Source organism: Paenibacillus phytohabitans (genome assembly GCF_013141775.1).
Classification (GTDB): Bacteria; Bacillota; Bacilli; order Paenibacillales; family Paenibacillaceae; genus Paenibacillus_AQ; species Paenibacillus_AQ phytohabitans.
Genome location: NZ_WHOB01000016.1, coordinates 1 through 13,491 on the forward strand (window position 1 = coordinate 1; position 13,491 = coordinate 13,491).

Annotated in this window: 13 protein-coding genes; 6 read left to right on the forward strand and 7 right to left on the reverse strand. The window is 50.4% G+C overall.

The window, feature by feature from the left end:
* Positions 1–121 precede the first annotated feature (121 nt).
* Entirely contained in the window at positions 122–406 is a 285-nt protein-coding gene (locus GC101_RS01650) for a phosphatidylinositol kinase (RefSeq protein WP_076243070.1), read from the forward strand.
* Positions 407–899: 493 nt separating this feature from the next.
* Here the strand turns inward: GC101_RS01650 and GC101_RS01655 are convergent, their stop codons facing one another.
* A complete protein-coding gene (locus GC101_RS01655) occupies positions 900–2,336 on the reverse strand; it encodes a DNA cytosine methyltransferase (protein ID WP_425497128.1) in 1,437 nt (478 codons plus the stop codon).
* 588 nt (positions 2,337–2,924) lie between these two features.
* On the opposite strand from GC101_RS01655, the gene GC101_RS01660 reads away from it, so the two are divergent.
* Positions 2,925–4,085 (forward strand): C45 family autoproteolytic acyltransferase/hydrolase, encoded by a 1,161-nt coding sequence (locus GC101_RS01660; RefSeq protein WP_171715862.1) that lies wholly within the window; start codon positions 2,925–2,927, stop codon positions 4,083–4,085.
* On the opposite strand, the gene GC101_RS01665 is transcribed toward GC101_RS01660, so the two are convergent.
* Positions 4,045–4,497, reverse strand: coding sequence for a GrpB family protein (locus GC101_RS01665; RefSeq protein WP_246354129.1), 453 nt, complete (start codon positions 4,495–4,497; stop codon positions 4,045–4,047). The two genes, GC101_RS01660 and GC101_RS01665, sit on opposite strands and share 41 nt — an antisense overlap.
* Before the next feature lie 247 nt (positions 4,498–4,744).
* Between GC101_RS01665 and GC101_RS01670 the strand changes: the two genes are divergently transcribed.
* The 4 genes from GC101_RS01670 to GC101_RS01685 all read left to right on the forward strand — a co-directional run bounded on the left by GC101_RS01670 (position 4,745) and on the right by GC101_RS01685 (position 7,077).
* Positions 4,745–4,915 (forward strand): hypothetical protein, encoded by a 171-nt coding sequence (locus GC101_RS01670; protein ID WP_179093454.1) that lies wholly within the window; start codon positions 4,745–4,747, stop codon positions 4,913–4,915.
* A 211-nt stretch (positions 4,916–5,126) separates the two neighbouring features.
* Positions 5,127–5,903 (forward strand): glutamate racemase, encoded by a 777-nt coding sequence (gene murI, locus GC101_RS01675; RefSeq protein WP_171715863.1) that lies wholly within the window; start codon positions 5,127–5,129, stop codon positions 5,901–5,903.
* A 1-nt stretch (position 5,904) separates the two neighbouring features.
* Positions 5,905–6,729, forward strand: a complete 825-nt coding sequence (locus tag GC101_RS01680; RefSeq protein WP_171715864.1) for a GNAT family N-acetyltransferase — start codon at positions 5,905–5,907, stop codon at positions 6,727–6,729.
* A gap of 84 nt (positions 6,730–6,813) precedes the next feature.
* On the forward strand, positions 6,814–7,077 hold the full coding sequence (locus GC101_RS01685; protein WP_425497129.1) for a DUF4190 domain-containing protein: 264 nt from the start codon (positions 6,814–6,816) through the stop codon (positions 7,075–7,077).
* Between the two features lie 61 nt (positions 7,078–7,138).
* Here the strand turns inward: GC101_RS01685 and GC101_RS01690 are convergent, their stop codons facing one another.
* The 5 genes from GC101_RS01690 to GC101_RS01710 all read right to left on the reverse strand — a co-directional run bounded on the left by GC101_RS01690 (position 7,139) and on the right by GC101_RS01710 (position 13,488).
* Positions 7,139–8,350 carry a response regulator gene (locus GC101_RS01690; protein ID WP_171715865.1) on the reverse strand — a complete coding sequence of 404 codons (1,212 nt, stop codon included), beginning with the start codon at positions 8,348–8,350 and terminating at the stop codon, positions 7,139–7,141.
* Complete coding sequence (locus GC101_RS01695) at positions 8,347–10,125, reverse strand: cache domain-containing sensor histidine kinase (protein WP_171715866.1); 1,779 nt, start codon at positions 10,123–10,125, stop codon at positions 8,347–8,349. The genes GC101_RS01690 and GC101_RS01695 overlap by 4 nt, the downstream gene beginning before the upstream one ends.
* 93 nt (positions 10,126–10,218) lie before the next feature.
* Complete coding sequence (locus tag GC101_RS01700; RefSeq protein ID WP_039301053.1) at positions 10,219–11,043, reverse strand: carbohydrate ABC transporter permease; 825 nt, start codon at positions 11,041–11,043, stop codon at positions 10,219–10,221.
* A gap of 18 nt (positions 11,044–11,061) precedes the next feature.
* Positions 11,062–11,952, reverse strand: a complete 891-nt coding sequence (locus GC101_RS01705; RefSeq protein WP_039301056.1) for a carbohydrate ABC transporter permease — start codon at positions 11,950–11,952, stop codon at positions 11,062–11,064.
* A gap of 162 nt (positions 11,953–12,114) precedes the next feature.
* Positions 12,115–13,488, reverse strand: a complete 1,374-nt coding sequence (locus GC101_RS01710; protein ID WP_171715867.1) for an extracellular solute-binding protein — start codon at positions 13,486–13,488, stop codon at positions 12,115–12,117.
* Positions 13,489–13,491 lie beyond the last annotated feature (3 nt).

A 13,491-nucleotide genomic window follows, 5' to 3' on the forward strand; every position in this document is an offset into this window, starting at 1 on the left:
AGGTTCTCTCCTTAAAGTGGACTTAATTAATCCAAATATCTTTGAATATAGGCATATGCCGTGATCACCATAGGTTGTAGTCCATAGACTGTTGTCGAGATATTATTTGAGGAGGCTACTCATGGAAACAAATTATCAATCGCTCGCCTGGAACAATGTGAATAAATATGTTGGCATGACTACAAATGACGGTCAGACTCATGACGGGTTTATCGCTCATATTGATCAGGATTACGTTACACTTGCTATACCCTCAAACGAAATGATGAACGGAATGCCTGCTAACGCATCAACTTACAGACAATTTGGATACTATCCAGGCTTCTATCCTCGCCGCCGCTTTTATCCGCGACGTATACCATTTGGTGCCATTACCGCTTTGTATTTGCTTCCATTTTTTATTTAATTCAAATCACTGGTGGGAGGGGCGCTATCTGTTCCCTCCCTGGGACTAAAATAACTTCTCCTATTTGCTCGCCGTTGGCATCTGAGTAATCAATGGACACCAGCGCTTTGCTGTTTTTATAACCAGCGGGCTGCTGTAGTCCATATTGCCAAATCCAACGAAAGTATTGTACGTTGCCTTATTTGCGTCCGGATGTTCGCAAAAGTATTTCTTACGACCTAGGCGATTCTGTTGCGTCTGCATCCTGCCGTGCTGCTTGCAGAAGTTACAATTTTTACACTGCGCTTTCATGACTTCCACTCCCTTGACCGCCATTTATAACCCGGATAGTCTCTTTCAAAAATGAATTTCCGCAGCTGTTCGTCAGTCTGCTTCTCAATTCTCTCAGCCTTCAGGATGCTTGGCTTCCCTTAGTATTCAGCAAACCCGACATAATCACGGGCCATCTTCAGCAAGTCCCGGATTTCTCGGCTGTCGGCGGCGGAAAGCTGTGTCACAGGCTGAACTCCATCTGCCCCGCAGCAGGCTTGTATCTCTCCAGTGACAGTGCCCGCCCAGCTCCGATATACAGTTCCGGCAGGTTCGCCCTAACCAGCGCAGCTGCGAACGGCGGCGGGACGGCGTTACCACAGCGAGCAACCTGCGCACTCTTGGAATACCACTCACCGTCCGCGTCCACATCAATGATGTAGTTGGACGGGAAGCCTTGCGCCGCGAACAGCTCATGCGGCTCCAACATGCGCATGCCTATATCTACGATCTGGTAATCCACGCCCTCAACCGTAACCAAGCCGAATCGGTCCTTGGTGGTTACGGTGTGCAGGGGCTCGCCCAGCTGCTGGCCGTTATCGGCGCTACCGTAATATTTGAGTAAGAATGCCCGTACCTCGCCGAAGTGCAATCCGCCCGCCGTTATCGTTTGGAGTGGATCATCCATAGGCTGGCCTATGTTGGTGCCGCGCAGCTTGACCAAATGGGAAGTGACCAGCCTGCTCTTTCCGCCGCCCCCGGCGGTAACGGTGCCCAGTGGTGCATCCGCAGGGCTGCCGACCGACTCCCCGAAGTGCCGAACAACGTGAGCTGTAACAAGTGCATTGTGATCAACGGTTGTTACAGTCGGTAAAGGCCTCTGCAGGTCTGCCTCCGTTCCGGTGTTATTGCCGCCGTAATGCTTAGCGAGGAATGCAGCAACCAGAGCATGTTTCCGGCCGCCGGATACTACCGTGCCCAGTGGCTTCTGCAGCCCAGGTGCACGCGGGCTTTGTCCCGGACCTTCGCAGTAGCCGATCTCAATCAGTGTCGGGCTAAGAAGCATGTGATGATTGCCTGTCGTGATGGTTCGCAATGGTTCTTCCGGTGAGCTGCCGGGGTGCCCTGTCGTATTGACTCCCTGCACCGGTGTAACCAGTAGGTGTTCGGTCTTGGTTGTGACGGTCGTGAGAGGCTTGTCGATCTCATATTGCAGTCGGTCGCCGCCAAATCCGGTCTGGCCGATCCGGACTACGAACGGCCGTGGGTTATCGATCACGAAGCGCTGAATGCCTCGGGCGATTCGGCGCTGAGTATTTTCCGCCAGTGGTTTCTTCCAGTCGAAGATGCTCGGACAGGGAATCGACCAGTCAATAATCTCCGCTGCCGTCCGCCATGGCAGCCGCTTACCCACCAGTACTTCCGGACTGTCCGGTGCTCCGTGTGTGGGCTCCGGCCAGACTATCGGGCGGCCATCGCAGCGAGCCACCAGGAACAGCCGCTTGCGGATCGTCGGTGCGCCGTAATCGCAGGCCCGCAACTCCCGCCAGTCCACCCGGTAACCCTGCCTGCGCAGAGCGTTGACGAAAGAATTGAACGTCCGGCCTTTGCGATCCGGGTCCGGGTATCCGTCTTTGAGCAGTGGACCCCAGGTTTTAAACTCCTCTACATTTTCGAGCATGATCACCGGGGGCCGGACTGTCGCCGCCCACCGTACTGCAACCCAAGCAAGCCCCCGTATAATTTTATCGCCAATATTATGAAACGGGTCGGACACGATGATGCAAAAACAACTACGAAGATCTATTTACATGTCACGAAGAAGATGAAGCAGGATGATGTAAATAAACTCAATATACAATTCGGTGACCTGTTGAAAATGAATACATCCACACTCTTGTGATTTTCATGTGATTTCTCCAATAATAAAACCCTCGGAAAGCCCGAAGAACCGCGCCTTTCAAGGGTTTTCCCACGCAAAAAGGAGCATTGGGGGAATGCTCCTCTTCGGCTTGCATATACCGTTATTGGAACTGCGCCTCCGGCAAAAGTTAATCCGGAAGTTATATCAATAAGTTACCTTAAAAATGACAATAATACAAGTATTTCCTACTCCGTCCAAGAAAATAAGACCCTATAATGATTGCGCTTCCCTGTATAGCAGCCCATGCGGGTATTTCGGCCGGAACGGACTTTGCCGACTGAAGAGCTCGCCCGTTATAATGGACCTACTCTGCGCAGAGAGTAAACGAGAGAAGGTACTTATACAATGGAAGCTAATCCCCCTATTCAACGCAGGAGCGCACAATATTCCCATATCGTTACGGAGGGTACACATTATGAGGTCGGCCGTGCATTAGGCGCTCATTACAAGCACAATTCCGAGCTTATCTCATTCTTATCCTCTCCATTCATGGGGGCTTCCCCGCTTCTGCCGTCTGCGGCAGATAAAGTGATGGAGAGCTTCGAGAAATATTGCCCCGGCATGAACGAAGAAATCAAAGGCTTCGCCGACGAGACCGGTATCGAACCCGTCCAGGTTGTGTTCTATTACTCCTACTTCCAGCCATCCGGTCACTGTACACAGGCTGCATACCGGACAGGTTCGGATAACGGCGGGCATATCTGTCACATGCGTAATTATGATTTTGGCTGGGAGGATGAGCCTTATAATCAGCTGCTGCTTAGCACCACCCGGGTGAAGGGTAAACCTGCACATATCGGCTTTGCGCTCCAGCTGTTCGGCCGTTATGACGGAATGAATGATGCTGGACTTACTGTAACAACTACATCGGGGAGAATCCGGCCGGAGATGACCGGGGAAGGTTTTATTTTTCCGGGAGTGGTCCGCGCCTTGCTCGACAACTGCACCACTGCGGAAGAAGCGGTGCTGCTGATGCGCAGCATGCCAGTCTCCGACTACCGGAATTTCCTGATCTCGGACGCCAAAGGCGAGATCGCCCTCGTTGAAACTGCCGGTACGCATAAAGAGATCCAATATTATCCGGCAGCGGCTGGCGGGAACTGCAACCAGCTTGTCCTATCAGCCAACCATTATACCCTTCCATCCATGCAGGCTCATAATCTGCAGGTGATGGAGAATTCGAGGACAAGGTATGAAGCGCTACGGTCGGCATTTACGGACGAAGTTGCCCTCCAAAGCCCCGTGGCAGCCATGCAAGCCATCGCAGGCACAGAATACCCTAAGGGAGTCTGCTGTCATCATTACAGTGAGGGCTTCGGAACGTTATGGTCTATAGTCTGTGATAACTCGGCCCGCGAGGCGCACATCTGCTTCGGTTCCCCGCAGCTGAACAGCTGGAGAACCTTTGGGTTCAACGACCCGGCCGGAGTCCGCGAATATCACGCCGTTCTGCCTAACCGCCCATCTACAGCCGGATTCTGGGATCAGCTGCCTTCTGCAGAATAGAGTGCACGATCTCTGTCTTCCCCTCACAATATGAGTCGATATCATAACGGTATTCTTTCGCAAGCCGCTGCTTGACCGCCTGATACTCCTCACGGGCAGACGGGCTGCTACGCAGATAATCGCGGAAAACGATATGCTCACGATATCCCTTCCCGTCCTTCGGACATACGTAAAGGTGGTACTTCATAAATCCGTCCTCCTTCACGCTCCGGAAGGCTTCCCTGCCCTCAATCCCCAAATTGCCCTGATGCTCATAACCGTACTGCTGTAATCTCCGGATGATCTCCGGCAGCTTCTCATAGCTCTCCATCACCAGATCGATATCGATAACAGGTTTGGCCGATAACCCCTCGATGGAGGTACTGCCCACATGCTCAGCCGCGATGATCAGATCTCCCGCGATCTCCAGCATCCGCGCTTCAATTCTGGCGTATTCTGCCTTCCAGGCCGGGTCGTAGGGAACAACTTCAACAACTTTTGTTTTCTCAGCGATGATCTTCCCCTCCTTGGTGAGAACAGTTTTTAGTAAATATATTATAGCGCACCTGTCAACGGGGGAAGGCGCCTGCCTGCTAAGTATTCTATGTAACGTTTAAGTCTGCCGGGATAAAATGCAAACCGCTATCTCATACTATCCATCAGATATGGAGGTGAACAGTGTGCCCAAGAACAGTGCAGATCCGAAGCATGACCGTGCTGATAACCGTGCCGATAAAAAGAACAACCAGCAGAATCACTCCAGCATCACCGAAATCCCCCAGATGGTAAATCCGGATAAAGCCGAAGATTATGTGCCAAGCTTAAATGGCGTGACCAAGAACGAAAGCTGAATGTAAAGGACCGGGCTTCGCTGATGAAAACATTGGCGGAAGTCCGGCCTTTTTTATGTTTTCCGATGAAATTCCAGAACTCAAGCACAGCCGGGAATCAGAATTCATATATGAATTAGAGTGTGTGAATCTGAACGGGCAATGTAGTTATAAAGTTAATGTAGTGATAGAATAATACAATCATTCTAATAATCACGGGAAGAGTGGAAATATGCGAATAGGATTTTTTGACTCCGGAATAGGCGGGTTAACGGTGCTTCATCAGGCACTGAAATTTCTGCCGCAAGAAGATTACCTCTTTTACGCAGACACTGCACATGTTCCTTATGGAGAGAAAACAAAAGAAGAAGTTAGTGAGTACATTCTAAATGCTGTAGATTTCATTGCTAAACTCAATATAAAAGCTTTGGTCATTGCTTGTAACACTGCCACCAGTATCGTGATTGAGGAGCTCCGAAGCCGGTATGACTTTCCTATCCTGGGCATCGAACCGGCAGTGAAGCCTGCCATTGAACAATCCGAAGGAAAACAGAAAAAGGTTCTGGTGCTAGCCACGAGACTTACGCTGCAGGAGAAGAAGTATCATGATTTAGTTCACCGTATAGATCATGGGGAAATTGTGAACAGTTTACCTCTTCCCGGACTGGTGCAGTTCGCTGAAAGCTTTGAATTTGATGAAAAGAAGATCATCCCCTACTTGAATCAAGAATTGTCCCGGTTTAATTTGCAGCAGTACGGCACGGTGGTACTCGGATGTACTCATTTTCCTTATTTTGAGAATAGTCTTAAGAAGGTTTTCCCTGAAGACGTCGATTTCATCTCAGGAAGTATTGGAACAGCCAGACATCTGAAACGTATCCTCGAACACAAAGGTCAGGTTAACCAAGGTACTGGCGATATCATCTTTTTCAAGTCTGGTGTGAAAGTTGAGGATACCTGCACATTAGGCAATTACCATCGCCTGTTTAAACTTCTGGATGAACTGTGAATTGAATTACGATCAGCTGCTGATGATTACCGGAGAAAAGGAAGTGTATGACTTGAGCCACTATGAAGCGGTCATGGGGAGATTACGCCGTAGACCCCTGAAGAATATAACGCTGCTCAAAATGCTGACCGCCTATCACACTCAGATTGACAGTACGCTAATCGAACAGCAGGATCACTGGGGAGTGTTATTGATGATGCCTGCCGTGACCTTCCCCTACGATCACCGGACCTATCCTGAGGCCGACACCGTTGTGCTAATGGACTACAGCAGCCCGGAGGTCTTCCCCGCCCTGCTGAAGCTGCTGCCAAGGGACGCAAGGCTCGTATTTAAGCTGCAGGAGGATGCGTACCGCCAGGCGCTGGAGCCATATTTCACACTGCATAAAGTCCGCAGTCTCTATTCCTATTCTACGGCCGAAGGCCAAACCTTCATCGCGGACGGGGCATGCATCGTAAGTGAAGCAATAGATGAACGGCTGCTGCCGTTATGGATGTCCAACGACTATTCACAGGGGGAAATCAGTCAATATTTTCAGGAGGGGGCTTTCTCTGTAGCATTGTTCGAGGGAGACGTGCCTATCAGCACTTGTATGGTGTTCCGCAATGAGGAGTCTGTCTGGGAGATTGGAGCTGTACATACGGCTGCTGCCGCAAGAAAAAACGGACTTGCGCAGCGCGTGGTCCGCACAGCGTTATACCATACTCTGCAAAGGGGATATATTCCGAGGTATCAGGTACTTGAAGACAATCACGCCTCCATCCGCCTGGCTGAATCGATTGGGCTTACCCCAGCAGTGAAGCTTGAGCACTGGATTAACTATTAACGGTTATAAGACCAGGAATTTTACCAGCAGTTTCCCCCGCCGCCCCGCCAGGAGCGGACGAACGGCAAAGCGATCGCAGCACTGGTGCTCGGCATTCTCTCCATCGTAGTTCCTTATATCGGACTTATCTTCGGGATTATTGCGATCGTTCTGGCTGCACTCGCCTTCAAGGAGATCCGTCTCCGTTATGAACAAGGCCGGGGGCTGGCGATTGCCGGGCTGGTCTGCGGGATTGTCGGCACCATCATTTACGCTGTACTCATCCTCCTGTTTGTTCTTGCACTCGTGATGTTTGGTAATATTGACACCGGCACGGTGAATTATTTCAACAATTTAAACAGCTTTTAAATGGTGAAAAAACAATAATAGGAAGCTGACACCGGTTTCGATAACCGGCATCAGCTTCCTTTTATTGTTGCGGCGGCGTACCCTTGCTCATGAGAATGTTGATGCTCTCCTGCTGACGGTATTCCGTCGGTGTAAGCTGATATTTCTTACGGAACATTTGCGTGAAGTGGCGCATGTCCTGATAACCCACCCGTTCAGCAATATCGGCGAGCTTCAGCTTGGGATTGAGCAGCAGCAGCTTGGCCTGCTCCAGCCGCAGGGAGGTTACATATTCCTTGTAGCCCTGCCCCGTCTTCTGCTTGAACAGCTGGCTGAAGTACGCAGGATTCAGGAACACCACCGAAGCCATTTTCTCCAGCGACAGATCCTCGTAGAAATGCTCCTTGATATAGTGCAGAGCAACATCAATGGCCTTCTCCCCGCTGCCTTTCATCGGCTCCAGTTCAAGCGCCTGGGAGGCCGATGCCTCCCGCATCCGCTTCACAACCTGCGGCACGGTGTTGAAGTCGTAGCTGAGCCCGGAGTGGATAATCTGGAAAGGAATCTTCAAGTAATGCGTCAAATGAGCCTTAACCTCTTCCTGGAAATGCTCCACCCGGACGTTCTCACCCGGCGTAATAAGGCCCAGCAGACTCTGCCGGTCATAGCTGACAACGAATCCCCGTCCATGCTGGTCGATCAGCTCAGACAGCACATTCTCGACGATGAAGTGCTCCAGGCGGACACTTTTGTCACCCGGGTCCAGCTGGATCATTACCAGATAGAAGTGGTTGTAATCTTCAATAAAAGGCTCAATATCCAGATTCCCGATATCCAGCCCCGAGGCCAGCCGCTGGAATACCCCCTCGCGGAGGAATCTCAGACTGGCCTTCAGCCGCTCGCCTTGCCGCGAGATATTGTTGTCCTGCTGGATTTCCGTTGTTAGGCTATCAATAAGCTCCGTCAGCTTTGTTTTGCCGATCGGCTTAAGCAGATAGTCTCTCGCACCCAGCCGGACCGCTTCCTGCGCATAGGAGAATTCGCTGTGGGCAGAGATGACAATCCATTTCACATAGGGATACCGGCGCTTCGAAATCTTCATGAATTCGAGGCCGTTCATTCCCGGCATGAGAATATCGGTCAGCACAATGTGGATGCGCTGTTCTTCCATGATTTTAACCGCTTCTTCCGCCCGGGCGGCCACGAATACCTGATGCTCCGGGCTAATCTGCCCGATGGTGCGCTTGATGCCTTCACGTATGACCCGTTCATCATCGGCAATAAGAATATTCACGTAGTCTGTTCTCCTTCCACTGAAATCGGCAGCACGATGGCAACCTGTGTCCCTGCTCCGGGGAAACTCTGAATCTGCAGGCCATAACACTCCCCGAACATGAACTGCAGCCGGCGGTGCAGGTTCTGCAGGCCGATGCCGCTTTTGCCGCTCTCCTTGGGACTGGGACTAGGAGCGTCCCCATTCAGCGAGTCCTGCAGCCGTTTCAGCTGCTCCTCATTCATTCCGTTTCCGTTATCTTCCACAATCAGTCTAAGAACGGAACCTTCTTCTCTGGTATATACCTTCAGAATTCCTTGGCGGCCCAGTGATTCCAGACCGTGCTTGACGGCGTTTTCAATTACAGGCTGGACCGTCATTTTGGGAACACGGATGTCCAGCCAGCGTTCATCGATTTCTGTAATAATCTGCAGCCGCCCTTCCAGCCGGATCGAGATAATCTTCAGATAATGGCCAATCTGCTCCAGCTCTTCGCGCAGGCTCACTTCGGCCCCATCCTCCCACTGGCTGCTGTAACGGAACATTGAGGACAGGGACAGGACCAGCTCACCCAGCTGCTCATTGCCTTCCTCATCCAGCATCCAGTAGATCATATCGAGTGTATTGTACAGGAAATGCGGATTAACCTGGGACTGCAGCGCATGCAGCTCGGCATTCTTCTCACTGACGGACGAGAGCTTCACGCGTTCAATCAGCTCCTCGATCCGCCGGACCATCCGGTTGAACGAAGCCACGAGAATATTAATCTCCTGATAGGAGGAGACATTGACCATTCCGCGGAAGTTACCGACCTCTACCTGCCTCATCTCCCGGATCAGCTTCTTCAGCGGCGAGGAGATGGTCTGAGATACGATCGAGGCAATCAGCGTGGAGACAATAATCAGCGCCGAAATGACAATCAGCAAATAACGCTTCATCTCAATCAGCTCTACATTCAAATCCTTGTCCGGGGTTATACTCATCACCCACCAGCCGGAGAATGACAGCTTGGAGGCTACAACCAGCCGGTCGCTTTGCTGCTCAACCATCACATTCTGCGAAGTCGGCAGCATAGGCAGATTGGAGACGTCCGGCGTCGGATCTGTTGCAGAAGTGACAAACCGTCCATCCGGGGACATCAGGTATACCTGACTGTGCTCACCGAGCTTCAGATTCTCCAAGGCGTCCAGAACCGGCTGGGGATTCGTCTCATACAGCACGATCCCGATCGGCTTATGCTCATTCAGATCATAGATCTGCCGGCCGAAGGCGAACACCGGGCTGTCCTCCACCTGATCGATCAGGGAATGCTGGTACACCCCCAGCCAGACCATTTTACCTGACGAGGCCTGCAGCTGGTGATACCAGTCTTCATCGGCGTAATCCGGATCGACCACGTTCATATAATTCCCGTAATTATAAATCTTCCCTCTGTCTGTAATCACATGAATGCCCACCAGGTCATCCCGTGAATAAAAAATCGAGCCGATAATATTCGTCACGGTCTGCTCATTGATATAAGCCACCGCCGGCTCATCGGTTTTCTCATTAATCAGACGAATCATCTCGAAGTTATTGCTGAGCGATTTGGACAATGCATCATAGCCCTTGTAGAGGAGTGTGAACAATCCTGCGGTCTGGGCGACGTTTTTTTGCGACAAATCACTGATCTTCTCATGCAGCTGATCCGTAGTCCGGTTATAGTACAGCAAGCTGACAATAAGCAGAATACTGGACATGCAAAAAAGAAACAGCAAGAACAACCGATGATGGATGGAATGAAAGCCGCTCTTCATAGGACTCTCTCCTTTCAACACCCTGTCCTGCCGTTTCCTATTATAAATCTAACCCAATTTTATATGCAACGCGTGAATTCATAATTCTGCAGATCAGCCTTTGACAGCCCCTGCCACCATGCCTTTTGTAATCTGGTTGGACAGGAAGAAGTAGATCAGGATAACCGGCAGCGCACCCATAACGAGGAATGCCCCGATGTTGCCGTAGTTGACCGAATACTGGCTGACGAAGGTGTAGACCCCGAATGGCAGGGTTTTGAGCTTCTCGGACGAGATGAACGTTGCCGCCAGGATGTACTCGTTCCAGATGTTGATGAAGGTCAGGATACATACCGTCATTACCGGCGGTACAGACACCGGAAGAATAATGCTGCGGAAGATCCGGTACACACTCGCTCCGTCGATGAACGCTGACTCTTCTATCTCATGCGGGATAGCTCTCATGAATCCGCTTAAGATGAATACGGCGATTGGCGTGGAGAATGCGACGTAAGGCAGAATCAGCGACCAGTGAGTATTCAGGATATGCATATTTTTGAAAATAATCATCAGCGGCAACAGTGTAGCCTGCATCGGAATCATCATCCCCATCAGGAAGATGGTCATCACGAGATTGCCGTATTTCCAGCGGAACCGCGAGATCGCATAAGCTGCCATCGAAGCCAGCAGGATGACACAGATCATTGTAAACGCAGTAACGAATACGCTGTTGGACAGATACTTCAGATAACTCCCGGAGGTGTAAGCTTCATAGTAGTTATGCCATTGAATTTTTTTGGGAAAAGAAAAGAAGCTGCCGTCCATGATTTCTTCGTTGGTCTTGAGTGAGTATAGCAGCAGCCATAACAGCGGGTACAGCTGGGTGACCACAGGGATTGCAAAAAGAAGATACACGATTCCTTTTTTAAATTTACGCATGATTCGCGCACTCCTTTCCTAGTTGTATTTTTTCTCAAGTTTATTGAAGATGGTATTGATCACTCCGGTAAAGATGAGACAGACAACAACCAGGAACGTTGCGATCGCACTGCCGTATCCATACTTGAAGGACATGAAGGAACTGTTATACATATGGGTTGAGATGACATCCGTCGCATGCGCCGGACCGCCGCCTGTCATGACCATGACCAGATCGAAGGCCTGCAGGGAGCCGATAAACGCCAGGATAATCGATATTTTGAAGATCGGAACAATCAGCGGGAGGGTAATATAACGATCCGCTTTGAAACCGTCTGCTCCGTCAATTTTGGCCGCTTCATATAGCTCATCAGGAATATTCTGCACTCCGGTATACTGGATCAGCAGATGGTAGCCGAAGAACTGCCAGAGTGATACCAGATAAAGGGAATACATAGCGATGTTCGGCTCGGTGAGCCAGTTGTGAGTCCAGCTGTCAAGACCCAGTGACACCAGCACGCCATTCAGCATGCCCCCCATGGAAGTAGGGTTGTAGATGGTCTTCCAGAGTTGTCCAATGATAACAACCGACAGGATAACCGGTGTGAAGTAGATCGACACTAGTGTGTTGGCTTTCTTCAGATAACGGTTAAGCAGGATAGCCATTCCTAAGCATAGTGGAATTTCCAGCATGGAAGCCACTGCATACAGCAGCGTTCTTCGTACGGAAGGCCAGAACACAGGATCATTGAAGAACATATCTTTGAAATTGCCTAAACCAATAAACTCCGCAGTAGTAAGACCGTCCCACTTCAATAAGCCCGTATATAATGATACCAGTATGGGAACAAACACAAGGCACACGTACAAGAGCAGACATGGCAGTATGAAGACGGCTATTGTGCGTGCTGGCACCTTAAGTACTTTCATCTTTCCCGCCTCCTAAACAAGCAGATTCTTTGTCTATTTACGATATTCACGATATTCACATTGAAAATCTTCATGATAAACTCGATGCGAAGAAGCCTGGATCAGCTTGCTTCGCATCGAGAAGGACAGCTTTACGGTTGCCTGTAGCGTATTGCTTAATGCTTATTTGTTGGCTTCAAATGCAGCCTGGTGCTCTTTCGCTACCGCAGCGGAATCCATTTTCTGAACGAACAGGTTCTGAATGCTGCTGAGGTGAACTTGAGCTGTTGCAGGGTTCATCGTGTTATCGAACGCCAGGTCGCCGCCTTTAACTTGGTTGAACAGGCCGGCAATGTTTACAGCCAGATCAGAGTAACCGGCAGCTTTGAGGTCGCCGTCTACCTTTTGACCGATACCTACAGCATTTTTCAGTTCAAACTGTTTCTTAGGATATTCGGAAGCGAAGTAGTTCAGGAAGTCTTTGGTTTCTTGCAGGTGTTCGCTGTTTGCAGATACGGCAAATGCGCTGCCTGGTGCAAGCATGAATTCGTTAGGGTCACCCTTGCCGTTTACTGTAGGGAACTGGAAGGCTCCAACTTTACCGGCTACAGGGGATGCGTCAATTGCGCCTGTTTCCCAAGATCCGATCGACCACATTGCTGCTTTACCTGTTTTGAAGATGTTACCGCCGGCATTGGCATCAATGGAAGTAGCTCCATCCGGGAATGCACCCGCTTGAACCAGTTGCTGGAATGCTTCTACAGCTTCTACGAATGCAGGATCTTCGAAGGTTTTCTTGCCGTCAAGCACATCCTGCAGGAATCCAGGGCCGCCGTTGGTGCGGAGCAGGATGTTCATGAACAGGAACGAGCCGGTCCAGGAATCTTTTTCACCGATAGCCAGTGGGGTAATTCCCTTATCTTTCAGGATTTTGACATCCTGGAGCAATTCTTCAAAGGTTGTCGGAGGAGCAGCAATTCCTGCCTGTGCGAACAGGTCTTTGTTGTAGTACACGACTTCGATGTTGTTGCCGTCAGGAAGCGCATACACATTGTTGTCGAAGCTGTAGTAATCGAGCAGGCCTTCCTGATAAGTGTCTTTCAGGCCGTTCTGTTCGAGCATATCATTCAGCGGTGCGAACAATCCTGCATCTACGAAAGGCTTCATCTGTGCAGCCGGGTTAACGATGGTAATGTCCGGTACTTCTTTGGAAGCAGCCTGTGTTTTGAGCTTCACCTTCTGCTGGTCCGTGTTCAGCGTATCCAGTTCAATCGTTACATTCGGATGGTCTTTCTGATACTGCTCGCTCAGCTCGTTGATCATTTTGTAAGCCGGTGTTGCAGGGTCAGGATAGATATTCTGGAAGGTAATTGTTACTTTCTTGTCGCTCGGAGCAGTTGTTGCTGCGGCGTTTCCGCTGTCAGCTGCACTCGGTGCGGCGTTGTTCTTGGCGCCGTCGTTTGTATTGTTGTTCGAATTGCCGCATGCTGCAAGGCTTAACGCCATAACTGCGGTGAAAGCGATGGTAGCGGATTGCTTCATTTTTCTGTTGACCATTAA

Bases quoted from the DNA above. Each gene is read 5' to 3' on its own strand.
- murI (WP_171715863.1), top strand. From the start codon at position 5,127: ATGCGAATAGGATTTTTTGACTCCGGAATAGGCGGGTTAACGGTGCTT.
- GC101_RS01710 (WP_171715867.1), bottom strand. From the start codon at position 13,488: ATGGTCAACAGAAAAATGAAGCAATCCGCTACCATCGCTTTCACCGCA.
- GC101_RS01660 (WP_171715862.1), top strand. From the start codon at position 2,925: ATGGAAGCTAATCCCCCTATTCAACGCAGGAGCGCACAATATTCCCAT.
- GC101_RS01655 (WP_425497128.1), bottom strand. From the start codon at position 2,336: ATGCTCGAAAATGTAGAGGAGTTTAAAACCTGGGGTCCACTGCTCAAA.
- GC101_RS01650 (WP_076243070.1), top strand. From the start codon at position 122: ATGGAAACAAATTATCAATCGCTCGCCTGGAACAATGTGAATAAATAT.
- GC101_RS01695 (WP_171715866.1), bottom strand. From the start codon at position 10,125: ATGAAGAGCGGCTTTCATTCCATCCATCATCGGTTGTTCTTGCTGTTT.
- GC101_RS01705 (WP_039301056.1), bottom strand. From the start codon at position 11,952: ATGAAAGTACTTAAGGTGCCAGCACGCACAATAGCCGTCTTCATACTG.
- GC101_RS01700 (WP_039301053.1), bottom strand. From the start codon at position 11,043: ATGCGTAAATTTAAAAAAGGAATCGTGTATCTTCTTTTTGCAATCCCT.
- GC101_RS01665 (WP_246354129.1), bottom strand. From the start codon at position 4,497: ATGCTGGAGATCGCGGGAGATCTGATCATCGCGGCTGAGCATGTGGGC.